The organism is Merdimonas faecis (genome assembly GCF_001754075.1).
Lineage (GTDB): Bacteria > Bacillota > Clostridia > Lachnospirales > Lachnospiraceae > Merdimonas > Merdimonas faecis.
In genome coordinates this window covers 69,001-93,002 of record NZ_MIEH01000018.1, presented here as the reverse complement: position 1 = coordinate 93,002, position 24,002 = coordinate 69,001, and the positions used below count along the sequence as shown (strand labels likewise).

The window sequence follows — 24,002 nt, the reverse complement described above, 5'->3', positions numbered from 1 at the left end:
TATGGCCGGCAGAGTCTGCTTCCATAAACCGTTTTTAAATACTATAAATCTTTCTCAATTTTTCCGCACCATTTTCCACCGAAGCTTCATGTAATGGGGGTAGATTTATTATATAATTGAGTATGCTTTTTCTTTAATACAACTGATAAAATCCCTAAAATAAATGCAAAAGCAATATAGAGCAGGAACAAAAAGAGATTTTCCATGGATACTCTCCTCCTACACAAAAAGAGCGGAATATCAACTATCCACTCCTTTTCTAAACACTTTACATGTTTCATTACTTCACACCATATCACACCCAAGTGCGGTTTATGCATTTAATATTCTATGCTATTCTTTCTTTACTTTTTTCCAACTCATGTAAATATAATGGATCAATATCAACGCACTCGTTTACATTTCTTCCTCCAGCCACATCCCATGCCAATGTACCATTTAAAACCATACATCTATTCATAAAAATGTGATACGCCTTTATCCGATCAAAAATGCCAGGTGACAGATCCTTTTCTGCATGGCAGCACACAATTTTCCCATCATCGAAATATACATCCACAGTATAATCTTCATACGGTATTACCTGGACCACAGTCGGAATATAATCTAACATTACAGCGCCTCCTTCATATTTAAACCAAAGGATTGATTTTGTTTAATGGTTTTCCATCCTTCGCAAGTTCCCAGTCCTGCATTAGTTCATCCTGATGGATCACACACCATGCCAACACAAGTTTCAGTTGTCTTGACGGCAATGCCCCTTGCAAAACACAAGCATCGTTTATATCGATCAAAGCTTTTTTCCCATTATACTCCACGTGAAAGTGTGGCGGGTTATGGTCATCATAATACATAGTAATCCTTATTCCGTAAAACAACGCAATTTCCGGCATACATATACCTCCACCTTAACAGCCCACTTCTTTATTACATATGACTAATTTTATTATAACTTAGACATCATATTGTGTACAGATAAATATTAGTTAAAACATTGTATCATCTCTCAAAGCCTCAGCCAGATCAATCTTCCGTACCCGGCGCCAGCCAAGGTAATAGGCAAACGCTACAGCGCCCAGGATTGCCAGCATAAAAACGGCAACCGGAAGTACCGGCGCTTCATCAAAAAAGGTTTCTGCCTCCATATAACTCATCCGCAGCATATACCATACAATGAGTGCAGATACCGGAAGGGTAATCAGTACCGGCCGTCCTGCAATCACCAGCGCTTCTATACAGAACATCTTCCTAAGCCCAGCCGGCGTCATCCCCACAGACAGATATCTGGCAAATTCCCGTCTTCTCTGACGTACATAGCCCAAGGTATTGGAAAACACACTGCTGATACCGATCAGAGCAAGCAGAACACAAAAGCCACCCAGAATAAGCATCATTCCCTGTATCTCTCTGTCGTTCGTTTCCTTTTCCTGGATACGGTTCTCGCTTTCGATGGTATATTTTTCACCAAGCAGCTGGGTGATATCACTTTCTATGCCATTTAGCGCCTTCCGCGTGACCGGCTCTTTCGCAAGGATGCGGATGATACTGTCCTCCCCGTTTACTCCAATCTGATCTCTAACGGCTGTCCACAGCGAAGCCGGGAGAAAATAAACCAGTTCATAGGGATCTTCTGTTCCATATTCCTCCCGCAGCACCGGAACCTCTTCTGTATAAGCAAGAACCGGTATCTGAGCCCATTTCCCCTCTTCTTCTGGATTTTTCACGGTTCTTTCGCTGTTTTCCTCTTTGAGATAGGGCAGAGAACGGGCATGCCGGAAATCGGGATCCATCACATCTGAAATCTGGTTTCGGATCACCGCCCCGTCAAGTCCTGACGTTACGCCGATCTGCTCACAATAAGCCAGGAAACTGTTATCATCCATGATGACAAGAGGCGCATGGACCAGCCATCCCTCCTCTGTCTGTATCGCCTGTTCCCTGGAGGCATTGGAAAAGCCGCCGTTCGCCTTCATGTCTGCACTGAGTTCTTCCTCTGCAACCAGCGTCTTTGCTGTCACTTTCTGATACACCACAGCATTTTCCACACCGGGAAGAGAACGGATTTCTTCTGCTTCTTCGATCCGATCCACCTTCGTATCCTTTACCGATACCATGATATCCCAGGCGTCCTGATATTTTTCAAAATAGGTTTCCCTCGTACTGATAGCTGAAAGTGTAAAGAAGCACTGCATCAGCGTAAAAGCCAGAAGCGACAGTATCAGAGATAAAGAAGCTGTCCTTAAAGATCTTCGCTGTGCCTTTAAGGCATTGCCGGCCAGCTCGCCCTCCATCCCAAAAACAGCGGCAAGGATCCGGGAATTTTTCCTGCGTTTTAGCTGAACTTCCCCGGTGTGCTTCAATGCTTCCATCGGCGTCATCCTACTTAATTTTCTGGCCGGGATCCATGCTGAGATCCAGATTGTGACTGCGGATATCAGGACTGTCACTGCAAAGACCAGCGGATGATAGCCAAAGACTGCCGGCTGCCTTCCCGGAATGTCCCGGGCAATCACATTGGTAATCTCCATGACTCCCGCACTGCCCGCAATCCCCAGCAAACTCCCGGCCAGAACGGGAAGTGTACATAAAACTGCAGCCTCCTGCATGAGACACGCCCGTATCTGACCGGGTGCGGCCCCCACACTTGAGAGGATGCCAAGCTGATAGACCCTGTCATTCATGGAGACCGCAAAAGCATTATGTATGATCACGATCAAGGAAACTGATGCCAGCAGCGTCACCAGGATAAAAAATGGGAAGACAAGCCTGGGCGCAGGATCCTCCGGATCACGTACCAGATACATCGAAAGAAGCGCATGATGATAGGTCACGTCCTCCTTAGACGCACCTGCCAGCCTGGCGGCTTTTGGCGTATCCTCAAGGACCTGGCTCATATTCTGAAAATAAAGATCCAGCACAGTTTCTCCAGATTCTTCTTCCCGGACTTCCACCTTCGTTACACCTGCAAAGCTTTGAACTGCCCGGATCTCTTCCGGGTCAAACTCGCCCGTGATCCTGCTCTGCCAGCTTCCCTCTTCTCTCTCGATCCTTTCCACTTCATATTTCCAGAGATTGTAAAACACACCGCAGAGCAGAGACAGCAAAAGAGCCGACAGGAACGCGGCGGCAATGACCGTAATTCCTGACGAACGATTATTCTTGATATATCCTGATGAATATTCTTTCCACATACTCGTCACCTCCGCCTCTCATCTCCGATGATGCGTCCATCCTCCAGTGTGATGATACGGTCTGCTTCCAGTGCGGCCCTTTCATCATGAGTGATCAGAAGGATCGTCTGGTTTAGATTGCGGTTGGACAGTTTCAGCATATCCAGAACCTCTTTGGAATTTTTCTGATCCAGGTCGCCTGTCGGTTCATCTGCCAGAAGCAGTGCCGGACGATAGATCAGCGAGCGGGCGATCGCGGCCCTTTGCTGCTGCCCTCCGGAAAGCTGGCCCGGCAGTGCCTCCAGTTTGTCGGAAAGTCCAAGAGCGTTTACGATCCTGTCAAAATATTCCTGATTTGGTTTCTTCTTATCCAGCGTAAGAGGCATCAGGATATTTTTCCTCACACTCAGCGTTGGGATCAGATTATAAAACTGGTATATCAGCCCCACCTTCCTTCGGCGGAAAATAGCCGCCTGGGTGGGCGTAAGATGCGAAAGCTCTGTCCCATCTACCGTAACGGTTCCTTCTGTCGGCCTATCGACGCCTCCTAAAATGTGCAGGAGCGTGGATTTCCCGGAACCAGACGCCCCTACAACCGCCACAAACTCGCCCTGCTCTACAGTCAGGCTGATCCCGTCTAAGGCTGTCACCTGTCCGGCGCCTGCGCCGTATATCTTACGGACTCCTCTGCATGCTAAAATCTCCATACCCTGTTTCCTCCTTTTTTCTCCCCTGCCTTTTAGTTCTTGTAAAAACGAATCTCAAAACAGGCTCCGCCTTCCGGCCTGTTTTCCGCCCGTATCGTCCCGTTCTGTCTCTCGATGATCTCCTTAGCCAGAGAAAGTCCAATCCCGATGCCTCCCTCTGCTGCATGTTTCCCCCGATAAAATCTCTGAAAAAGATGGGGGATATCTTCCTTCGCAAAGCCTTTACCGTCATCCCGGATCTGGATCTGCGTATAGAGAGGATTCTGCTCATAAAGGCAGTGGATGGTGCCGCCCGGATTATACTCCAGACAGTTCTTCATCAGATTTATGACCGCCTCCATTGTCCAGTCCAGATCAGCCGTGACAGCCATCTCTCCCTGTTCCGGGATATCAATGGCCGTACCAGATTCTTGCAGCATCTCATCCAGATTATCTGCCGCCAGAGAAAGCAGTGTAAACACATCCACTTCTTCCTTTTTAAGGGCCAGGGTTCCTGCATCGAGGCGGGCCAGCAAGAGCAGAGATTCCTCAAGATGAGAAAGTCTGAAAAGCTGCTTTCTTATCCTTTCCGTCTGCCCGTCTTCACCTTCCTGCTCCATTGTCTGCAGGGACAGCGAGATTGCCGTGACCGGCGTTTTGATCTGATGCGCGATATTAGAAAGGTTTTCTGCAAAATAGTCTTTCGCCTGGACTGCCGCTTCTTTTGTCTGATATAGGCAGGTAACCGTCTTATAGATCTCATCTTCCAGCTTTGAGAATTCATCCTCTCTCCGATCCGGAAGAAGACCTGCCTTTCCCGCCTGGATCTGCTCCAGATATTCCGCCAGCATCCGGATCCGCAAAGCTTCTTTTCGGTTCCGGTACCAGAAGGTGCCAAGCCAAAGACCGATTCCCGGCAAAAGCCCGGCTGCTACACAGACAGCCATTCTTCCGGAAGAGGTGCCTGAAAAATCGGATGCACGGTATCCCCAAGCCGGTAAAACCGGCTTTTCCCCTGCCTGGTCTGTATCCTTGTCTGCATATTCCTTCAACACAGCCATCAGGCTTTCTTCTGCCTCCGGTTCCCGATCAAGTACCTGGCCGGAAATGGTATCCAGCATTTCATACTGGAGCCTGCTGTAGTGACGGGACAGCAAAAAGCCGGTGACAGAAGATGCAAGCAGGGCAGCTGTCGCCACAGCCGCTAAGATGATGGCTATATGTTTTCGTCCGCTCATATCAGATCCTCCATACGATACCCCACGCTCCTGACCGTTTTCAGACATGCCGGATGATGAAGCTTATCCCGCAGCCGCTTCACCGTAACTGTCAGCGTATTGTTATTGACATAATTGCCATTGAGATCCCAGACCTGTTCCAGAATCTGTTCTCTGGTCACTGTCCGTCCCTTATGCTGCATCAGATATAAGAGCAGCTGATACTCTGACGGGCTCAGTGCAATCTCCTCCGAATGGCAGGTCACCACCTGACGTTTCCGGTCTATAACGATCCCATTACAGGAGAGGTAAGTCTCTTCCTTATTTCCGCTCCTTCGAAGCAGCGCCTGGATCCTGGAGTACAGCACCTCCAGTTCAAAAGGCTTCACCACATAATCATCGGCTCCGGCCTGGAATCCATCCACGATATCCTGCGTATCTCCCCGGACAGTAAGGAAAATAACCGGCAATTCCTTCCAGCGGTTCCGGATCCACCGGCAGAGCGCATCACCTGCCCCATCCGGCATATTCCAGTCCAGAAGCACCAGCGACGGGATCTGTGTCTCCAGTGTCTTCCTGGCCTGCTCCAGCGTGGAACATATCCTTACCCGTATCCCTTTCTGCTCCAGATATCCCTTTACGGTATCCGCAATCTGTGGATCATCCTCCACATAAAATAGTTCAATCATCCCTTTTTCCCACCTGTTCCTTCTTAAAAAGTATAGCATATGAAAATGACAGTTCCGTGACAAACACGCCGGGCCATTCTACATCTTCAGGTTCTTAGATAACAAAAAAACCTTCGAAAACACGCCTGCCGTGTCTCCAAAGGTTTTCATCAGAGCTGGAAATCGGACTTGAACCGACGACCCCTTCATTACGAGTGAAGTGCTCTACCGACTGAGCTATTCCAGCATTTATGGATATCAGCCATCCTGCTGACAGCCACAAATATTATTATACCGGATTTCTGGATTATTGCAAGAACTTTTTTGAAAAAAGCAGGATCTTCCCGCTTTTACATAAAAGCCTGATACAACCAGTAAAGAATGATAACCAGAAGTACGACGCCAAACAGCTTGTCCATCTTCTCCCAGTCACCTGTTACCACTGCACCAACAACCAGAACCAATACAATCGCTACTAAAATAATTGTAAGCATCATTTCTTTTCTCCCATCCTCTTACTTTTTCTCCTGCATGTGTACCGTCACCTGCGGATAAGGAATTGCGATTCCATTTTCATCCAGCTTCAGCTTAATTTCTTCCAGTATCCGCCATTTGGTCGGCCAGAACTCTTCATTTCTGACCCAGGCTCTGGCGCCGATCACTACCGCGCTCTCTGCCAGATCATCCACGAATACAAGAATCTCCTTGTCCTGCATGACACAGGGATCCTCCGTTACGATCTTTTCAATCAGGCTTTTGGCTTCCCGAAGATCTGCTTCATAGGAAACGGAAATTTTCAGATCCAGTCTCCTTTCATCCTTCGCTGTAGCATTAGTGAGACTGTTATTGGTCAACATTCCGTTAGGGATCACGATCGTCTGGTTATCGATCGTGGAAAGCTTGGTATAAAAGATCTGAATCTCCTTTACCGTACCTTCCTTCATATTTGTATCCTCTACAATATAATCCCCCACCTCAAAAGGCTTCAAAAGCAGGATCAGCACGCCTCCGGCAAAATTGGAAAGGCTTCCCTGCAGCGCAAGACCAAGAGTCACACCGCTGGACGCCACCAGCGCCGCCACAGATGCGGTATCCACGCCAAATCTGGCTGCAATGCTAAAGATCAGCAGAAAATATAACCCGTATTTCAGAAGGGAATCCACAAATGTAGCCACTCCTGTATCCGCTTTAGAGCGTTCAAAAGAACGCCGGACAACCTTACGTACCCATTTGATCAGACATCTGCCGATAAAGAAAAAGACAAGGGCAAGCACCACCTGAAAAGCAAAGCTGATAATCTGTGGGATATTGTCCTGCAGGATCTGCGTCATACGGCTGACCTCTTCTACCGTATCCTGCGTCACTTCTGCGACTTCCTCCGCCGCCGACGTCGTATCCGCAGCGGCAAGTACCATCTTATATATCATTCGCATCCTCCTATTTGTCTATTTTAGCGCAAGCAGCGCACTTAAGTTTCCTCTTTTATCCCCGGTAGTCCGGTGTGAAAACAGAATTTCCGGATTGCAATGGGTGCATACGTTTGTCACTGCAATGTGCTCCTTCTTTACTCCCGCCTCCTGGAAAATGATCTCATTTGCCCGCCACAGGTTCAGCTGGTACTTTCCGTTTTCCTTGCGGTAGTACAGATCATCCCAGTCTTCCTTGCGAAAATCCTTCTGGAATTCCAGGATCACGTCTTCACTGACCTCATAACAGTCCTGGCAGATGGACGGCCCGATCGCCGCAACCACATCCCCTGGATCTGTGCCGTATACCTCATGCATCTTTTCAAGCGTGACACGGCCCATACGGTTCACTGTGCCCCTCCAGCCGGAATGGGAAAGCCCGATCACCTTCCGCACCGGATCCACCAGATACAAGGGCACACAGTCCGCATAGAATGTCACCAGACAGATCCCCGGTACATTGGTCACCATGCCGTCGGTTTCCATAAACCGTTTTCCCCTGTCCTCTTCTTCGACCACCGCCACATTGACAGTATGGGTCTGATGGGTAAATGTCATATCCTCCGGCCGGACGCCAATGGCTTCTGCAAGCCTTCGCTTATTTTCCTCCACATCCCTCGGATCATCTCCTCTGGTCGTGCTGATATTCATCGTAGCACAGTATCCTTTGCTGACACCGCCAAGCCTGGTCGTAAACCCATGCTTTACGACTCCTGTCTGCTCCAACATCGGATAGACGAGATAAGGCACTCCGTTTACAATTCTCTCTTCTATTATCTTTTCATCATTTTTGTATTTTAATCCAAGACTCATCTTCTTCTCCTAACCGCCTATATAATCAAATGCATTCTGGTACAGCCGGACCTTCGTTCCGGCAATGCTCACTACATCAAACCTGCAAGCCGCGTCTGTTCTGCCTTTTGCAGTCAGATAATGGAGCGCACACCTGGAGATTTTTTGCTGCTTTCTTTCATCCACCGCTTCCGCAGGATCCCCGGAGCCTGTTCCGGAGCGGTATTTCACCTCACAGAAGACCAGATATTCCCCGTCTCTTGCGATGATATCGATCTCGCCTGTACGGGATCTGTAATTATATTCCAGAATCTCATATCCCTTTGACTTCAGGTATTCACCGGCAATCCGCTCATATCTGGTTCCGGTTTTCCGATGGTTCTTTTCCATAATCACCTGCTAAATATACTTACTGATAAAGGTCATCCGATGGATCGGTGAAGGACCAAGTTCCTTTAAACCCGCAAGATGCGCCTTCGTCCCATACCCCTTGTTGCTGGCAAAATCATATCCCGGAATGACCTGATCATACTCCTTCATCAGCCGGTCTCTGGTAACTTTAGCGATAATACTCGCCGCCGCAATGGAAACGCTCTTGGCGTCTCCCTTGATGATCGGAACCTGAGGGATATCTACCCCGGGTATAGTTACCGCATCATTCAAAAGCACATCCGGCTTTACCTTCAGCTGACTGATTGCCATGCGCATGGCCTCATAGGTAGCCTGCAGAATGTTGATCTCATCAATACGCGCAGGGCTTACCATGCCGATTCCGGTCGCCACTGCATGTTCCATGATCTCCTCATACAGCATCTCCCTCTTTTTTTCCGACAGCTTCTTGGAATCATTCAGATAAAGGATCGTATGGTCTTTTGGCAGGATCACCGCTCCCGCGACCACTGGTCCTGCAAGCGGCCCCCTGCCAACTTCATCGATCCCGCATATGTATGCGCAGGATGCATATTCTTCTTCATATACACTCATGGCTTGGATACGGGCTTTTTCCTTTTCCAGCTTTTCCTCCTGCCTGCGGAGCTTTTCCTCTTCCCGTTTATTCATGCTGGATCACCCCGATCTTGTCAAACGGATAGATCCGTATCCAGGCTCTCCCCAGCAGATCCTCCCGGTGCAGTACTCCTACGTTGGGCTCCCGGCTGTCAGTGCTGTGGTTCCGGTTGTCCCCCAGCACAAAATATTCATCTGCCCCCAGCGTGATCGGTTCCGCGGCGATTCCCGCAGACGCCATCACCTCTGTCCCGTAAATATCCGAGGTCAGCTGCTGCCCGTTGATATATACATAGCCGCCGATGATCTGGATCGTCTCGCCCGGCATGCCGATGATCCTCTTAATATAGTAAGTGTTTTCCTCATATTTATAAGGGAATACGATAATGTCAAATCTCTCCGGATCTTTAAAATGATAAGTCAGCTTGTCAACGATCAGATTGTCCCCGTCACTTAATGTTGTTTCCATTGATTGTCCGCTGACCCTTGTCCTCTGCCCCACATAGGTAATGATCACATAGGTCAGCCCAATGATGATCAATATATAAAGAAGCCATCCCAGCAGCTCTCTGAAGATGCCTCGTTCTCTTCTGTGTCGTCCCATAAAAATGCAGACCCCTTTCTGACTGTTACGTTTAGATTCTATCACACTTCCGGTGGATATTCCAGAGTCAGTCTCCCCAGCTTCCCATTCCGGAAATCATCCAGGAGCAAAAGGGCAGCTTTTCCTGTATCCAGCTCCTGACCTTTCAGAAGACAGTTCCTGCTCCTGGCGATCCCCTCCAGCAGCTGATATGGATCTTCTGCTCCTTCGATCTGATATTTTTCCTCCAGCACGCCTTTGTAAGCGCTGTTCATGAACCGGATCAGCTCTGCGGCCAGATCCTCTGTATTGACGATCTCATCCTTGATGGAACCGATAAATGCAAGCTTTTGCCCCACACTCTGATCCTCGAACTTCGGCCAGAGGATTCCCGGTGTGTCCAGAAGCTCCACCTGCTTATTCAGGCGGATCCACTGCTTTCCTTTCGTGACACCCGGCTTATTGCCTGTTTTTGCACAGGCCTTTCCTGCCAGAGAATTGATAAATGTGGATTTTCCCACGTTAGGGATTCCCACTACCATAGCGCGGACCGGCCGGTTCAGGATGCCTCTTTTTCTGTCCCGTTCTATTTTTTCCTTACAGGCCGCCTGGATCACACTGTGCACACTCTTCATCTTTCCTGCGTTTCTGGAATTGATCCGGACCACCTCGTAACCCTTTTCTCTGAAATATTCCTCCCATGCAGCGTTCCATTTATCCTCTGCCAGATCTGCTTTGTTTAAAATGATCATCCTGGCCTTGTTCTGCGCCAGCTGATCAATATCCGGGTTCCGGCTGGCAAGCGGAATCCTTGCGTCCAGAAGCTCGATCACCAGATCGATCAGCTTGATATTTTCCTGCATCATACGCTTTGCTTTCGTCATATGACCAGGGTACCACTGAAAATGCATACTACTCTCCTCTTCTATCTGAATCACTGTATCTTGCCATACAGGCTTAATTTACAAATCCGAAATGCTCGCTGGGTGAGACAACGAACCATGCTTTTCCGTAAATATATTCCCGTTTTACATTTCCCACATCCGCATTACGGCTGTCCTCGCTGTTTTCACGGTTGTCTCCCAGCACAAAATACTCGTCTCCGGCCAGCTTTAACTCCCCGTCCACAACTCCCACATCATCAATGTTAGTTGTCTCGTAATCCTCCTCCAGCCGCTCGCCGTCAATATAGACACGGTTTTCAATGATCTCGATCGTCTCGCCCGGCAGGCCGACGATCCGCTTGATATAATAATGATCGTTTTCGTTCCCCTTGGGTTTGAACACAATAATGTCTCCCCGCTTCGGTGTTGTGGCATTATAAACAATCCTGTTCACCAGTACCACGTCCCCGTTTCTGAGAATCGGACTCATGGAATCACCCACAGTGCTGACTCTCTGGCCGAAATACCAGACAGCCACATAGGCAAACAGGCAGACTATTGCTATTTCAAAAACCCATCGTCCGATGATCGGCAGATATTCCCACTTGGGACGTAGCTTCTTTTTAGGTCTGACATATCCAAGCTGTCCCTCGCCGCGTCTTCTTCTTGCAGCTTTTCCAAGACCAAACCATCTGCGTCCTGCCTTATTGGGTTTTCTTCGTTTCGGCCGGTATCTGCGTTTCGTTGTTTGTTTCATCGTTTCTCCCCATATATCAGAAAAAGGACAACATACACTATGTACTTGTCCTTTTTTCATTCACAACTATTTTACTAATTCTTTTACCTTTGCCTTCTTACCAACGCGGTCTCTTAAGTAGTTCAGTTTTGCTCTTCTTACTTTACCTCTTCTGACTACCTCAACCTTTTCTACGTTTGGTGAATGCAGCGGCCATGTCTTTTCAACACCGATTCCGTTGGAATTCTTTCTTACAGTGAAAGTCTCTCTTGCTCCGCCGCCCTGTCTCTTCAGAACAGTACCCTCGAATACCTGGATTCTCTCACGGTTTCCTTCCTTGATCTTACCATATACCTTTACGGTGTCTCCTACATGAAACTCCGGTGCAGCTTCCTTTAACTGAGCTGCTTCAATATTCTTAATAATATCGTTCATACTGTGTGACCTCCTTATTTACTCGGATGTTCATAAATACAAATCGTACCAGAGGACCATCTCCTTTTTTCTTCACAGCATGTTATAGTTTAGCATATCCCGGGGAGGATTGCAAGTACTTTTCGTAAGGGGACGTACACTTTCTGCGAAAGTGTACGTCCCCTTACGCATTTCTCCCTGTCCCTATCTGTCGCTTAGGGTGTCCCCACCTTACAATATGTCTATATATTCTCCGGCAAGTGCCTTATTCATACTGCGGACTGCACAAAATTTGCCGCACATGCTGCAGGTGTCGCTATGGTCATCTTCCGGCTTTCTGCTGTCACGGATCGCCTTTGCAGTCTCCGGATCCAGTGCGCAGGCAAACTGTCCGTCCCAGTCCAGATTCCTTCTGGCGTCAGCCATCCGGTCGTCAATCTCTCTGGCCCCCGGCACGCCTTTGGCGATGTCTGCCGCGTGAGCCGCGATCTTGGAGGCGATGATCCCCTGCTTTACATCGTCTACGTTTGGCAGAGCCAGGTGCTCTGCCGGTGTCACGTAGCAAAGGAAGGCTGCCCCGCTCATGGCTGCTACGGCGCCGCCGATGGCTCCGGTAATGTGGTCATAGCCCGGCGCGATATCTGTCACCAGAGGCCCCAGAACATAGAACGGTGCGCCCATGCAGATGCTCTTCTGCACTTCCATGTTGGCCGCCACCTGATTAAGCGGCACATGTCCCGGCCCCTCTACCATGACCTGAACATTGTGATCCCACGCACGCTTAGTCAATTCTCCTAAGCGCACCAGCTCCTCGATCTGACATACGTCGGTGGCATCTGCAAGACATCCTGGTCGGCAGGCGTCTCCCAGGGAAATGGTCACGTCATACTCCTCGCAGATGTCCAGGATCTGATCATAGTATTCGTAAAACGGATTCTCCTCGCCTGTCATGCTCATCCATGCAAATACCAGGCTGCCTCCCCGGCTTACAATGTTCATTTTTCTTTTATGCTTCTGGATCTGTTCGATGGTCTTCCGGGTAATCCCGCAGTGCAGTGTTACAAAATCCACGCCGTCTTCCGCATGAAGACGGATCACATCGATAAAATCCTGGGCCGTCAACGTTGCCAGGTCTCTCTGGTAGTGGATCACACTGTCATACACCGGGACAGTCCCGATCATCACCGGGCACTCGTTTGTCAACTTCTGGCGGAAAGGCTGCGTATTACCGTGGCTGGACAGATCCATGATAGCCTCCGCTCCCAGCTCCACCGCACTCATGACCTTCTTCATCTCAATATCATAATCCTTGCAGTCTCTGGAAACTCCCAGATTCACATTCACCTTCGTGCGCAGCATACTGCCGATTCCTTCCGGATCCAGGCATTTATGGTTTTTGTTGGCGCAGATCGCCACCTTTCCTTCTGCCACAAGCTTCATCAGCCGTTCCTCCGGCATCCTCTCCTTCTTTGCTACCGTCTTCATCTCCGGCGTCAGGATCCCCTTTCTCGCCGCATCCATCTGTGTCGTATAATTTCTCATCTTCAACCTCCATCTTTCAAAACATGATCTTTCTCTTATGATTCCAGCAGCTGCCTCATGACTCCGCCCTTTTCCAGCACAGTGATCAAAAGGTATGCCAGGATACTTCCCGCCGTTGTGGAAATCAGGAAAGGCACCACGTACACAAAGAGTCCCGCAGGTCCCGCTCCCATCAGAAATTCTGCCACCGGGTAAGCCGCAATCCCTCCCAGGATCCCGGTCCCCAGAGCCTCAGCCAGACAGCATACGCCAAGCTTTCTCCACTTCGCATAGACCAGCCCGCAGCAAAACGCCCCGATCATACTGCCCGGGAATGCCATCAGGCTGCCGATCCCCAGAAGATTCCGAAGAAGGCTGGCACAAAAAGCAATCCCCACGCCCCAGCCGGGCCCCATAGTCACTGCCGCCAAAATGTTGACCATGTGCTGCACCGGCGCACACTGGCTGCCTGCCACCGGAAAGCTTATCAGGCTGCCCGCAGCCGCCAGGGCTGTCAGAACGCCTGCCAGCGCAAGTTTTCTCGTTGTTCCCTGCTGTGTCATTCTCACACATCGCTCCTTTCTCTCGATCAGAAAATCGCCATCAAAAAATCCAGCCGTCCTTCCCGCATTCTTCTAAAATAATAAAGAAAACAGAGATGCGTAAGGCACACCTCTGTCTCATCGGTTCTTCGGTATAGATTCCCTACGTTGGCATTATCCAAATCAGGTTTTCGGGTCGAAGCAGGAATTCATTGCTTCCTCTCAGCCGGCTTTTCCACCAGCTCCCCTTTTTTCATATTACTTTATCATTATAATCCCATATCTCCGGCTTTGCAACCACTAATCTCTTCCGCCAGCCTCTTCTCTTCCTCCGTAAGCTCCGCCTTCAAAAGAAGATCCGGCCGGTTCTTTGCCGTGCGGATCACCGACTGCTCGCGCCGCCACTTCTCAATGTTGGCGTGATGCCCGCTCATGAGCACCTCCGGCACCCGCTTGTCATGCCAGACCTCAGGCCTGGAATACTGCGGATATTCCAGCAGATGATCCTGAAAGCTCTCAAACTCGGCTGACACATCGTTGTGGAGCACGCCCGGAACCAGCCGGGAAATGGCGTCCACCATGATCATCGCCGGAAGCTCCCCTCCGGTCAGCACATAATCTCCGATGGACACATAATCCGTCACGATCTCCTCCAGCACCCGCTCGTCGATCCCTTCGTAATGCCCGCAGAGAAACACCAGCTCTTCTTCTTTTGCAAATTCTTCCGCCATTTCCTGGTGAAAGGTCTTTCCCTGAGGAGAAAGATAAACCACCCGGGGCTTTTTGCCGATCCTCTCCTCCAGGGCCCGGTAGCATTGATAAACCGGCTCTGCCTGCATCAGCATCCCGGCTCCGCCCCCGTAGGGGTAATCGTCCACACTGTTGTGCTTATTAAATGCATAATCCCGGATATTTACAGCCTCAATACTTAAAAGGCCGTTATTTACCGCTCTCCCGATAATGCTGGTGTGGAGTCCGTCCATCACCATCTCCGGGAACAAGGTCATAATATAAAAATTCATTCTGTACACTCCTACAAAAGCCCGTCCAGCAGATGGACGACCATCCTTCCCGCTTCAATATCCACTTCAAGGATACATTCTTTGATTGCAGGGATCAGCACCTCTCCGTGAGAACTGGTCTCTACGACATAGACGTCGTTGGCTCCCGTCTCGATCACGTCCTTCAGGGTGCCAAAAGCTTCACCATCCTCCGTCTCTACCCGAATCCCGATCATATCCGCAATATAATACTCATCCTCCTCAAGAGGCACTGCATCTTCCCGCCGGACCAGAAGCGGACATCTCTTATAACGTTCCACCTGGTTAATATCATCCAGTCCTTTAAACTTAACGATGACAAATTGTTTGGAAAACCGGACTTTCTCGATCTCCAGTTCCAGACTCTCCCTGCCTGTATCAAGCGTCACCTTCCTCAGTCTTTCAAACCGGGCAGGATCATCTGTCGTGGGAAACACCTTGACCTCCCCGCGGATACCGTGGGTCTGGGTAATGACTCCCACCTGCAATAACTGTTCCATACTTTTCTCCATTTCCTTTCTATGGAAGGTACCAGATCTGCACTTCTGGAATATTTCGTAAAAAATAAGGCAGACCCATATGATACGCGTCTGCCCTTTTACGAATGGGCCTTCCCATTCCATAAATCCTACTAATCTAAAATGTCAACGATGACTTTTTTATCTTCCTTCGCAGCGGCCGCTTTCACGACTGAGCGGATTGCTTTGGCGATACGTCCCTGTTTTCCGATAACCTTTCCCATATCTGAATCAGCCACACGGACCTCCAGGACTGTCGTTTTTCTTTCCTCTCGTTCGGTCACCACCACGCTGTCCGGATCATCGACCAGCGCTTTTGCAATCACTTCTACTAATTCTTTCATCGTGTGCACCTCCAAAGCATGCTTTATTTTTCGATACCTGCCACCTTAAAGATCTTGCTGACGGTCTCTGTCGGCTGTGCACCGTTTGCCAGCCACTTCTTAGCTGCTTCCTCGTCTACCTTGATTGCGCTCGGATCACAGTTCGGATCATAGGTTCCGATCTCATCGATGAACTTTCCATCTCTTGGTGATCTGGAATCAGCCACGATGATTCTATAGAAAGGAGCCTTCTTCTGTCCCATTCTTCTTAATCTGATTTTTACTGCCATGTTTCATTACCTCCATAATCTTAAAATTTTTAATATGTTTTATACCACTTTTCATCTCTGGTATTTTATATATAACGCGCTCCCGCGCGGTTATACCGTCGTTAGAACGGCAGACGGAACCTGCCTTTTTTCCCGCTTTTTCCTACCATCTTCATCAGCTTTCTCATCTCGCCGAACTGCTTTACCATCCGGTTTACTTCACTGATATCCACACCGGCTCCTTTGGCGATCCTGTGCTTTCTGGACGGGTTCAAAAGATCCGGGTTGCTTCTCTCCGCCGGCGTCATGGAGTAGATCATAGCCTCCATCCTGGCCAGATTCTTTTCAGCCTGGGCCGTCTGTTCGTCATCCGGACTTTTCACCTTTCTGCCGCCCATGGCCCCAAGCCCCGGCATCATGCTCATAATGCTCCCCAGGCCGCCCATATTTCGCATCTGCTTCATGCTTTCCAGAAAGTCGTCAAAGTCAAACTGGGCTTTCTTAAGCTTCTGGGTCATCTGCTTTGCTTTTTCTTCATCGATCTGAGCTTCCGCCTTTTCAATAAGTGTCAGCACATCACCCATGCCCAGAATCCTGGAAGCCATCCGGTCCGGATAAAACTGCTCAAGATCTGACAGCTTCTCACCCATACCCACATAGAAGATAGGCTTTCCGGTCACCGCCTTTACCGACAGCGCCGCACCGCCCCGGGTGTCGCCGTCCAGCTTGGTGACGATCACACCGTCGATTCCGATCTTATCGTTGAAATCCTTGGCCACATTGACCGCATCCTGTCCGGTCATGGCGTCGATCACAAGGATGGTCTGGTGTACCGTTACCGTGTCCTTGATCTCCTGGAGCTCTGCCATCATATCCTCATCGATATGGAGACGTCCCGCCGTATCCAGGATCACCAGATTGTTTCCATTTTTCTTTGCATGCTCCAGAGAAGCCTTTGCGATATTCGCCGGCTTGTTGTTCTCTCCCATCGAGAACACTTCCACGCCCTGCTTCTCTCCGTTGACCTGCAGCTGTTTGATGGCCGCCGGACGGTACACGTCACAGGCTACCAGCAGCGGCTTTTTGCCCTTCAGCTTGTATTTCCCGGCAAGCTTTGCCGTGGTCGTGGTCTTACCTGCTCCCTGAAGACCTGCCATCATGATCACCGTAATGGCGCTTCCCGGCTGCAGTGCGATCTCTGTCGTCTCAGATCCCATCAGACGAACCAGTTCTTCGTTGACGATCTTGATCACCATCTGCCCTGGATTCAGTCCGTTCATCACGTCCTGTCCGATGGCCCGCTCCTGGACACTCCCTATAAAATCCTTGACCACCTTAAAGTTGACGTCAGCCGCCAGAAGGGCTCTCTTGATCTCCTTTAAGGCTTCCTTGACGTCATCCTCGGTAAGCCTTCCCTTGCTCCGCAGGTTTTTGAATATATTCTGAAGCTTTTCTGTCAAACTGTCAAATGCCATCTTATAACTCCTCTATGATCTCATCGGATATCCTGCGGATCTCCAGCATTACTCCGGATGTATCCTGCTCCTGATATCCTTCCAGCAGTTCGTTGATTCTCTGCACCTTTTCCTTCACAGTCATAAATCGGCTCACCAGATGCAGCTTCTCTTCATAGCCCGCAAGCGTCTGGCTGCAGCGCCGTACCAGGTCATGAACGCCCTGCCGGCTGATCCCGGCTTCCTTTGCGATCTCTCCTAAGGAAAGATCCTCCTGTATGAACTGTCCGTAGATTTCTTTTTGGTGCTCTGTCAGAAGCTCTCCGTAAAAATCGAAAAGCAGCGCCTGCTCTAAAATCTTATTCACATCTATCACCTGTGCTATCATACCGAAAAAAAGCACGGGTGTCAAGGTTTTTTTCTTGACAGCCATAATTTCTTCTGGACGCATGCCGCTTTCCGGCTTAGCCATTTAGAAAATGCGCTACATCCAGGGCTCTTCCCGCCCGGCTTCCGTCCCTTTCTTTTATCCTCCGGCAGGTCTCCATCATCCTGAGCTTCACTTCTGCATTCGTGGCTCCGGGGTATTTGCTCAGATATAAAGCCGCGGCTCCGGTCGCCACCGGCGCTGCCATAGAGGTTCCGCTTTTGACCGTATAATACCCCGTTCTTCTGCCAAACTGATTCCTGCAGGACAGGATCTGATATCCCGGCGCCAGGAGGTCCGGCTTCACTACACAATCTTTCGTGGGTCCCCGCCCGCTTATATCCTGAATCCTTTCATTCGTCTTCAGCGCTCCTACAGTGATGACCTTACGGCTGGTCCCGGGAACTGCCACCGTGCCCCTAGCCGGTCCCTGGTTGCCCGCTGACACGATCACCACCAGCCCCTCATCCCACAGCTGTTCCACGCCCCTTAAAAATTCCTGCTCCTTTCCGGCATCCAGATCCGCCTTTGCTCCCACAGACAGATTCACGATCCGGATCCCGTAACGTCTCCGGTTTTCCCGCACCCACCGAAGGCCTGCCAGAATATTCTCCACGCTCCCATCTCCCTTTTCATCCAGTACCTTCAGCGCCACCACCGCTGCCTCCGGAGCGACCCCGCTTAAGATTCCTCCCGACATCCTCCCGTCTCCCAGCAGGATGCCCGCCACATGGGTTCCATGTCCGCTGTCGTCATATAAATCCCTCCTGTGATGCACCAGATCCTGAAAGCCGCGGATCCTTCCCTTCAGATCCGGGTGCGGCGAAATGCCGGTGTCCAGCACGGCAGCCGTAATGCCGCGTCCCAGACATGTCTTTCCCTCTGTATCTTTACACCAGTAATTGATGATCTTTTTCACCCTGTCCATACTATAAAGTTCCTTTTTTTATCAGAATATTCCGAAAAGAAACCATCTGTAACCAGCTATTGATTTCCAGGCCGATTTGTCGTACTATTGTTATGATGTTTAAGGGGATCATCATAAGGGGAGATATCAAATGGAAGATAAGAACTACTATGACATACTGGGAGTTTCTGTCAAAGCTACCGCGGAGGAGATCACTGCCGCCAAAAATACTCTGGCTAAGCGGTTTCATCCGGACGCCAATCTTAAAGACGGCATTGATACCACGCAGCAGATGCAGGAAATCCTGGAAGCATATGCTATTTTGTCCGACCGTGTAAAAAGAGCAGAATATGACCGTAAGATCACCGGACGGCGTTCCGTTATGCAGACATATGACCTGAAAAAGTCTGCCGGAGAAGCCGAAGAACAGGCCGGATTTGTAATCTATTGGAAGTCAGCCAACGACCTCTATGATATCATTACAGAAAGCGACCTGCTTTTTAAAGAAAAGCAAAGAAGCGCCAGACTGACCCAGCTTTCTATGGAAGCTATCAGGCATGTGCTCACGCTTCGCAGCGCAGACATTCCGGAACGGTACTGGCATCCGGATATCATGAACTGGCTTTTGTTTACCTGGTATAAAAACCGTAACATTACCATTTCCTATCTGCTGACGCTGTATGATGACTATGTAAAGAAAAGCGTCTCCGCCCTTGACAAGCTGAAGCTTCAGAAGAAAGCGTACTCCTTCCAGCACTCTGTCAAGCGGCTGGTAAAATATTAGGCACCGCATTTCACACATCAGATCCTTCCGCATATTATGTACTGTAAACTTCATTAAACGGAGGATTTAAGCATGAGTGATTTAAGTGCTACAAACTGTGGATGCGGCTGTGATTCCGCAATGGGAAGAGGCGGCTGTGGATTTGGCGACAACAGCTGTCTGTGGATCATCCTTCTTCTGTGCTGCTGCGGCGGCTTTGGCAACGGTAACGGATGCGGAAACGACAGCTGCCTGTGGATCATCCTTCTCCTGTGCTGCTGCGGCGGCTTCGGCGGCGGCAACGGATGCGGCTGTGACTGCTAATTTTAAGACTGACGGCGGGGTAATACATCCCGCCGTTTTTTATTTCTTCCCCTGCTGATATCCATGCTGATATCTGTTCAGATGGGATTCATGTTTTTTTCTGTCTTCTTCCTCGCGGACTTCTACCTTCTTTTTTATCATGCAGGCTTCATCAATCTCATATACCTCATTTCCGTCAATGATCAGACGCCGTTCCATTTCCCAATCCTCCTTTTTGAAGTGATTTCTACCATAATATATGTTCCCGTTCTTCATAATTCTTATACTTTGCTCATATATATTTACAACGTTATCTAAAGGAGTGCCTATGGAACAAAAGCCTCCCAGGCTCATGACGCCTTTTGACAGCCTGATCACTCCGCCGGGGCTCTACACGCTGAAACTCCTGCTTCCATACACTCCGCCTTCCGCCCAGCATTTTCTGGCGGTGTATATTAAATTTGCGGAGCTTTCCTATACTATGGAACATTTCCGCGGCTTCCCTGCCGCTTCCCGCCCTCTGGAACTCTTCAGCGAACTGAAAGCCTATATGAGCCCGGAAGAGCGGGAAAATCTAGAACAAATGGAGGCCATGATGAATATGATGGAAATGATGCAGCACGCAGATGCCGCAGATTTTATGCAGGATTTTATGAAAGGAGGGTTTGAAGACGATGAACGAATGGATGGACCATCCGATGCTGAAGAATATGGATCCGGTGAAGCTGGAGCTGATCCGCAGCGCAGCCAGTAAGACAAAAGGGAAAAGCGGTAAGGCTCTGGCTCCTGTAATGATGGCACTCATCACCAGCGCCAATAAAAAAGGGATCCGTTTTACCCCTGATGAAATGACCATGATCATATCCATACTCAAAGAGGGAAAATCCGAAGAAGAGCAGGCACGGATTGATCAGATGCTAAAGATGATGCATGGAATGCTGAAAAAATAAAGAAGTGGGGATTGACTAAATTCCCACTTCTTTCCTCATCAGGCGCACCTCTTTGCGAAGCTTCGCCTTCTCCCATTCCTCCCGCTCTTCGTCTGTGGTAAGAGTAAGACGCGGCACGGTACATGGCTTATCATTCTCATCCAGAGCCACCATTGTAAAATAAGCTCTGTTGATCGGCGTCCTCACGCCATCCAGATCTTCTACATAACTGTCCACCCGGACCTCCATGGATGTATTTCCCACATAGGTGATCTTCCCGGAGATTACCACTACATCTCTCTGGTAAGCTCCTTTTAAAAATCTCAAATTATCCACCGAAGCCGTGGTCACATTCATATGCGAATGGCGCTTTGCCACAAGCCCCGCCAGCTCGTCGATCCACTGCATCAGTACGCCTCCGAACAGACGCCCTGCCGCATTCAGATGGTTTGGCCGTACAATATGGAGTGTCTCTGTTGCAGAGTCTGATACCTTTTTTGTCGTAGTACTCATAAATATGCTCCATTTCCTGCGTTTCTAAGATTTTTTTCTGTTTTGCCGTCACGCTCTTTCATTATACCACAAGATTTGATATACTAAAACTGATTTTTAGGAAAGGGTGTCTGCTATGAGAAATATTAAACTCACGATCGAATACGACGGCAGCCGCTACCAGGGCTGGACCCGTCTTGGAAAAAATGAATCCAATAATACGATTTCAAATAAAATCATTGAAGTATTAAAGAAAATGACAGGTGAATACCTGATCGAATTGAACTGTGGCTGCCGCACAGAGGTAGGCGTCCACGCCTATGCACAGGTGGCAAATTTTAAAACAGAATGTGACATGCCTCTTGCGGAGATCAAACATTACCTGAACCGTTATCTCCCCATGGATATTGCCATCACCGGGGTGGAGGAAATGCCGGAGCGCTTTCACGCACAGCTCAATGCCACTTCCAAGACCTATATTTACCGCATGACCATCGACGACGTTCCCAGCGTCTTTGACCGGAAATACACCTTCCACTGCTTCCAGATCCCGGACAAAAAGCTGATGCAGCAGGCAGCGCTTCTGCTCCTTGGGAAGCATGATTTCCGCAACTTTTCTTCCGCCAAAAAGAGCAAGAATACCGAGCGGGAGATTTATGATATCCAGATCTATGGAGACACTGAAGAGATGCAGATCCTGATCCATGCGGACGATTTCCTTCACAACATGGCAAGATTCATCGTCAGCATCCTTCTGGATATCGGCTTTGGCACAAGAAAAAGAGAAGATATCGAGGATATCTTCTCCGGCATCCAGCATCCCAGTGATCCCTGCGACCCCAAGGGGCTGTATCTGCAGGAGATCACCTACGGACAGTAAATATTTGAAGCGTACCTGGCCGCTACTTTTATGGCTTCGATCATGCTAACCTCTGAGGCCTTCCCGGTACCCGCAATATCAAAAGCGGTTCCGTGATCCACAGAGGTCCGAAGGATCGGCATCCCGCATGTCACGGCAATAGTACGATGGAAATCCAGCGTTTTAGCGGCGATATGTCCCTGGTCATGATACAGGGACAGTACGCTGTTGTATTTTCCTTCCGCCGCCTGGTGGAATACCGAATCAGCCCCTACAGGGCCTTCCACATCATACCCTTCTGCCTTCAGTTCTTCAATGGCAGGAACGATCTCCTCTTCTTCCTCCCATCCAAACAGACCATGTTCTCCGCTGTGGGGATTTAACCCCGCCACCGCCATAGTCCCATTCTCTACGCCCAGCTGCTTTAGAGCCTTCATGCACCTCTTGACATATTCTATGATCCGCTCTTTCTTTATCATTTCCAGCATCTCTCTTAAAGATACATGCCTGGTCAGGAAAAAGATCCGAAGCCCTCTTGTCTCAAACATAGTCAGCGGATCCTTCGTCTCTGTCAGCACGCCGAAAATCTCCGTATGGCCGATGTAATTGATCCCGCCGGCTTTTAGGGATTCTTTGTTGATGGGCGTTGTTGCCACCGCATCCACCCGGCCGTCCAGCGCAAGCTTCACACTTTTTTCAATGTATTCATAGGCGGCTCTCCCGCACTTTCCGTTCACGGCTCCCATCTCATATTCATTTGGGCCAAGGTTGGAAGGATCGATCAGATTCATGACGCCCGGACGGTAATCCCCCTCTTCCGGATTCGTCACAGAACGGATCTTAAGCGTCTCCACTTCCGCAAATCTTACAGCCCGATCCATGATCCTTTTGTCTCCCACCACGATACATTCCGCAACATCGGAAATCTCATTTGACGACATCGCCTTTGCCACGATCTCCGGCCCGATCCCTGCCGGATCCCCGATAGGAACCGCTATCCTTGGTTTACGCATCCTGATTCTCCTTTTTCCGTCTTTTCCTACTTTTCCATATACTCCTGGAGCGCCTGATACTGCCGCTTCATCAGCCGGTATCCGTGTTCATAGAAATGCATCAGAGCATCATAATTTTTCTCCAGCCTTGACACCGTCGGAATCAAAGGCCTTATCACAAAAATCTTTCCTTCATCCTCCAGCTTTTCCACCAGTTCCATCTGCTGATTATAGATCATGCTCCTTTTGATTGCTGTGCGCACCAGATTAGGATACTTTTTGTAAGCTCTTTTGTAGAGACTCTTAACTCCTCTGGATGTCGGTTTCTTCCGATAGCCCGGATTGCGGGTCAGGATCACGATGATCTTTTCATTTCCAAGCGCCTGTGCCCGCTTCACGGGAATAGAATCCGCCAGTCCCCCGTCCAGGTACGGCACGCCGTCTACATTAACGATCGGCGAGACCAGCGGCATACTGCTGGATGCCCGGCAGAGCTTCATCAGCCGGTCTCTGTCGCTCCTTTCCGTCATGTACTCCGCTTTCCCCGTCACACAATTGGTTGTGACAATTTCACATTCCATTTCCGAAGCGAAATAGGTGTCAAAATCAAATGGAAAAATTTCTTTCGGATATTTGTCAAACACCATATCCATATCCAGGATACTCTTTTCTTTTACAAACTTCCTGAATCCCACATGATAATCATACTCTTTTTCTTTATGGATCATACAGTCCCTGGTCCTGCCGATCTGCTTTGACACATAGTCCACACCGTTGCAGGAACCGGCGGATACGCCGACCACATGGGACGTATAAAAGTCTTGTTCCATCAGATAATCCAGAGCTCCCGAGCTAAAAACGCCTCTGGTTGCTCCGCCTTCCAGTACCATTGTTGCTTTCTGCATAAATTCTACCCCACTTTCTACCGGATATTATATACCGGATTCCCGGTTTGGAAAACCATAACTTTCCCGGATGACAAATTTTTTCACACAGGCGCTTTCTATCCTTGCCATTTCCGGATATATTTGCTAAGATAGGC

33 protein-coding genes, 1 tRNA gene and 1 riboswitch are annotated in these 24,002 nt (G+C 49.3%); of the genes, 5 read left to right on the top strand and 29 right to left on the bottom strand.

All coding sequences use genetic code 11. The annotated features are described in order from the left end of the window. Positions 1 to 328: 328 nt before the first annotated feature. From BKD12_RS09140 to BKD12_RS09025, 25 genes are all read right to left on the bottom strand, one after another. Positions 329 to 613, bottom strand: a complete 285-nt coding sequence (locus BKD12_RS09140; protein ID WP_070089019.1) for a DUF2442 domain-containing protein — start codon at positions 611 to 613, stop codon at positions 329 to 331. 19 nt (positions 614 to 632) lie between these two features. After that, complete coding sequence (locus tag BKD12_RS09135) at positions 633 to 893, bottom strand: DUF4160 domain-containing protein (RefSeq protein WP_070089018.1); 261 nt, start codon at positions 891 to 893, stop codon at positions 633 to 635. A 93-nt stretch (positions 894 to 986) separates the two neighbouring features. Next, a complete protein-coding gene (locus tag BKD12_RS09130) occupies positions 987 to 3,191 on the bottom strand; it encodes an ABC transporter permease (protein ID WP_070089017.1) in 2,205 nt (734 codons plus the stop codon). Positions 3,192 to 3,196: 5 nt separating this feature from the next. Next, positions 3,197 to 3,877, bottom strand: a complete 681-nt coding sequence (locus tag BKD12_RS09125; protein WP_070089016.1) for an ABC transporter ATP-binding protein — start codon at positions 3,875 to 3,877, stop codon at positions 3,197 to 3,199. A 32-nt stretch (positions 3,878 to 3,909) separates the two neighbouring features. Continuing rightward, positions 3,910 to 5,094, bottom strand: coding sequence for a sensor histidine kinase (locus BKD12_RS09120; RefSeq protein ID WP_070089015.1), 1,185 nt, complete (start codon positions 5,092 to 5,094; stop codon positions 3,910 to 3,912). Continuing rightward, positions 5,091 to 5,762, bottom strand: a complete 672-nt coding sequence (locus BKD12_RS09115; protein ID WP_070089014.1) for a response regulator transcription factor — start codon at positions 5,760 to 5,762, stop codon at positions 5,091 to 5,093. Before BKD12_RS09115 ends, BKD12_RS09120 begins: the two co-directional genes overlap by 4 nt. A gap of 153 nt (positions 5,763 to 5,915) precedes the next feature. Further along, a tRNA-Thr gene (locus BKD12_RS09110) sits at positions 5,916 to 5,988 on the bottom strand. 103 nt (positions 5,989 to 6,091) lie between these two features. Beyond that, complete coding sequence (locus BKD12_RS16950) at positions 6,092 to 6,238, bottom strand: hypothetical protein (protein WP_176730951.1); 147 nt, start codon at positions 6,236 to 6,238, stop codon at positions 6,092 to 6,094. 18 nt (positions 6,239 to 6,256) lie between these two features. Further along, positions 6,257 to 7,168 (bottom strand): mechanosensitive ion channel family protein, encoded by a 912-nt coding sequence (locus BKD12_RS09105; RefSeq protein WP_242872749.1) that lies wholly within the window; start codon positions 7,166 to 7,168, stop codon positions 6,257 to 6,259. Between the two features lie 18 nt (positions 7,169 to 7,186). Beyond that, complete coding sequence (gene pgeF, locus BKD12_RS09100) at positions 7,187 to 8,020, bottom strand: peptidoglycan editing factor PgeF (RefSeq protein ID WP_070089013.1); 834 nt, start codon at positions 8,018 to 8,020, stop codon at positions 7,187 to 7,189. 9 nt (positions 8,021 to 8,029) lie between these two features. Next, positions 8,030 to 8,389, bottom strand: a complete 360-nt coding sequence (locus BKD12_RS09095; protein ID WP_070089012.1) for a YraN family protein — start codon at positions 8,387 to 8,389, stop codon at positions 8,030 to 8,032. Positions 8,390 to 8,398: 9 nt separating this feature from the next. Then, positions 8,399 to 9,058 carry a ribonuclease HII gene (locus tag BKD12_RS09090; RefSeq protein ID WP_070089011.1) on the bottom strand — a complete coding sequence of 220 codons (660 nt, stop codon included), beginning with the start codon at positions 9,056 to 9,058 and terminating at the stop codon, positions 8,399 to 8,401. Then, on the bottom strand, positions 9,051 to 9,608 hold the full coding sequence (lepB, locus tag BKD12_RS09085; protein WP_070089010.1) for a signal peptidase I: 558 nt from the start codon (positions 9,606 to 9,608) through the stop codon (positions 9,051 to 9,053). Before lepB (BKD12_RS09085) ends, BKD12_RS09090 begins: the two co-directional genes overlap by 8 nt. A 41-nt stretch (positions 9,609 to 9,649) precedes the next feature. After that, complete coding sequence (gene ylqF, locus BKD12_RS09080; protein ID WP_070089009.1) at positions 9,650 to 10,498, bottom strand: ribosome biogenesis GTPase YlqF; 849 nt, start codon at positions 10,496 to 10,498, stop codon at positions 9,650 to 9,652. A gap of 46 nt (positions 10,499 to 10,544) precedes the next feature. Continuing rightward, on the bottom strand, positions 10,545 to 11,228 hold the full coding sequence (gene lepB / locus BKD12_RS09075; protein WP_083262918.1) for a signal peptidase I: 684 nt from the start codon (positions 11,226 to 11,228) through the stop codon (positions 10,545 to 10,547). 66 nt (positions 11,229 to 11,294) lie between these two features. Next, positions 11,295 to 11,642: a 50S ribosomal protein L19 gene (rplS, locus tag BKD12_RS09070; protein ID WP_070089007.1), complete on the bottom strand. Its 348-nt coding sequence runs from the start codon at positions 11,640 to 11,642 to the stop codon at positions 11,295 to 11,297. Positions 11,643 to 11,852: 210 nt separating this feature from the next. Continuing rightward, on the bottom strand, positions 11,853 to 13,163 hold the full coding sequence (gene thiC, locus BKD12_RS09065; protein WP_070089006.1) for a phosphomethylpyrimidine synthase ThiC: 1,311 nt from the start codon (positions 13,161 to 13,163) through the stop codon (positions 11,853 to 11,855). A gap of 35 nt (positions 13,164 to 13,198) precedes the next feature. Continuing rightward, positions 13,199 to 13,705, bottom strand: a complete 507-nt coding sequence (thiW, locus tag BKD12_RS09060) for an energy coupling factor transporter S component ThiW (RefSeq protein ID WP_070089005.1) — start codon at positions 13,703 to 13,705, stop codon at positions 13,199 to 13,201. 122 nt (positions 13,706 to 13,827) lie between these two features. Next, positions 13,828 to 13,943: riboswitch (TPP riboswitch) on the bottom strand. 10 nt (positions 13,944 to 13,953) lie between these two features. Next, on the bottom strand, positions 13,954 to 14,706 hold the full coding sequence (gene trmD, locus BKD12_RS09055; protein WP_070089004.1) for a tRNA (guanosine(37)-N1)-methyltransferase TrmD: 753 nt from the start codon (positions 14,704 to 14,706) through the stop codon (positions 13,954 to 13,956). A gap of 11 nt (positions 14,707 to 14,717) precedes the next feature. Next, a complete protein-coding gene (gene rimM, locus BKD12_RS09050; protein ID WP_070089003.1) occupies positions 14,718 to 15,224 on the bottom strand; it encodes a ribosome maturation factor RimM in 507 nt (168 codons plus the stop codon). Positions 15,225 to 15,355: 131 nt separating this feature from the next. Next, entirely contained in the window at positions 15,356 to 15,586 is a 231-nt protein-coding gene (locus BKD12_RS09045) for a KH domain-containing protein (RefSeq protein WP_070089002.1), read from the bottom strand. 23 nt (positions 15,587 to 15,609) lie between these two features. Beyond that, positions 15,610 to 15,855, bottom strand: coding sequence for a 30S ribosomal protein S16 (gene rpsP / locus BKD12_RS09040; RefSeq protein ID WP_070089001.1), 246 nt, complete (start codon positions 15,853 to 15,855; stop codon positions 15,610 to 15,612). Positions 15,856 to 15,956: 101 nt separating this feature from the next. Further along, positions 15,957 to 17,309 (bottom strand): signal recognition particle protein, encoded by a 1,353-nt coding sequence (ffh, locus tag BKD12_RS09035; RefSeq protein ID WP_070089000.1) that lies wholly within the window; start codon positions 17,307 to 17,309, stop codon positions 15,957 to 15,959. A 1-nt stretch (position 17,310) separates the two neighbouring features. Then, positions 17,311 to 17,676, bottom strand: coding sequence for a YlxM family DNA-binding protein (ylxM, locus tag BKD12_RS09030; protein ID WP_070089466.1), 366 nt, complete (start codon positions 17,674 to 17,676; stop codon positions 17,311 to 17,313). 76 nt (positions 17,677 to 17,752) lie between these two features. Continuing rightward, on the bottom strand, positions 17,753 to 18,643 hold the full coding sequence (locus tag BKD12_RS09025; protein WP_070088999.1) for a S8 family peptidase: 891 nt from the start codon (positions 18,641 to 18,643) through the stop codon (positions 17,753 to 17,755). A gap of 130 nt (positions 18,644 to 18,773) precedes the next feature. Between BKD12_RS09025 and BKD12_RS09020 the strand changes: the two genes are divergently transcribed. After that, a complete protein-coding gene (locus BKD12_RS09020) occupies positions 18,774 to 19,406 on the top strand; it encodes a J domain-containing protein (protein ID WP_070088998.1) in 633 nt (210 codons plus the stop codon). A 72-nt stretch (positions 19,407 to 19,478) separates the two neighbouring features. Beyond that, positions 19,479 to 19,709, top strand: a complete 231-nt coding sequence (locus tag BKD12_RS09015) for a chorion class high-cysteine HCB protein 13 (protein WP_070088997.1) — start codon at positions 19,479 to 19,481, stop codon at positions 19,707 to 19,709. A 39-nt stretch (positions 19,710 to 19,748) separates the two neighbouring features. Here the strand turns inward: BKD12_RS09015 and BKD12_RS16945 are convergent, their stop codons facing one another. Further along, positions 19,749 to 19,907, bottom strand: a complete 159-nt coding sequence (locus BKD12_RS16945) for a hypothetical protein (RefSeq protein WP_176730950.1) — start codon at positions 19,905 to 19,907, stop codon at positions 19,749 to 19,751. Positions 19,908 to 20,016: 109 nt separating this feature from the next. Here BKD12_RS16945 and BKD12_RS09010 point away from each other — a divergent pair, with 109 nt between their 5' ends. Both BKD12_RS09010 and BKD12_RS09005 read left to right on the top strand, forming a co-directional pair. After that, a complete protein-coding gene (locus BKD12_RS09010; protein WP_070088996.1) occupies positions 20,017 to 20,442 on the top strand; it encodes a hypothetical protein in 426 nt (141 codons plus the stop codon). Continuing rightward, entirely contained in the window at positions 20,363 to 20,638 is a 276-nt protein-coding gene (locus tag BKD12_RS09005) for a hypothetical protein (RefSeq protein ID WP_070088995.1), read from the top strand. The genes BKD12_RS09010 and BKD12_RS09005 overlap by 80 nt, the downstream gene beginning before the upstream one ends. Positions 20,639 to 20,653: 15 nt before the next feature. Here BKD12_RS09005 and BKD12_RS09000 read toward each other — a convergent pair whose 3' ends face one another. Further along, a complete protein-coding gene (locus tag BKD12_RS09000; protein ID WP_070088994.1) occupies positions 20,654 to 21,130 on the bottom strand; it encodes an acyl-CoA thioesterase in 477 nt (158 codons plus the stop codon). A 115-nt stretch (positions 21,131 to 21,245) separates the two neighbouring features. Here BKD12_RS09000 and truA point away from each other — a divergent pair, with 115 nt between their 5' ends. After that, a complete protein-coding gene (truA, locus tag BKD12_RS08995; protein ID WP_070088993.1) occupies positions 21,246 to 21,989 on the top strand; it encodes a tRNA pseudouridine(38-40) synthase TruA in 744 nt (247 codons plus the stop codon). Here truA and pdxA read toward each other — a convergent pair. Both pdxA and BKD12_RS08985 read right to left on the bottom strand, forming a co-directional pair. Then, on the bottom strand, positions 21,977 to 22,981 hold the full coding sequence (pdxA, locus tag BKD12_RS08990; RefSeq protein ID WP_070088992.1) for a 4-hydroxythreonine-4-phosphate dehydrogenase PdxA: 1,005 nt from the start codon (positions 22,979 to 22,981) through the stop codon (positions 21,977 to 21,979). The genes truA and pdxA overlap by 13 nt on opposite strands. 26 nt (positions 22,982 to 23,007) lie before the next feature. Then, the gene (locus BKD12_RS08985) at positions 23,008 to 23,865 is read right to left on the bottom strand and encodes a patatin-like phospholipase family protein (RefSeq protein WP_070088991.1); all 858 of its coding nucleotides are present in this window, start codon (positions 23,863 to 23,865) and stop codon (positions 23,008 to 23,010) included. Positions 23,866 to 24,002: the final 137 nt, after the last annotated feature.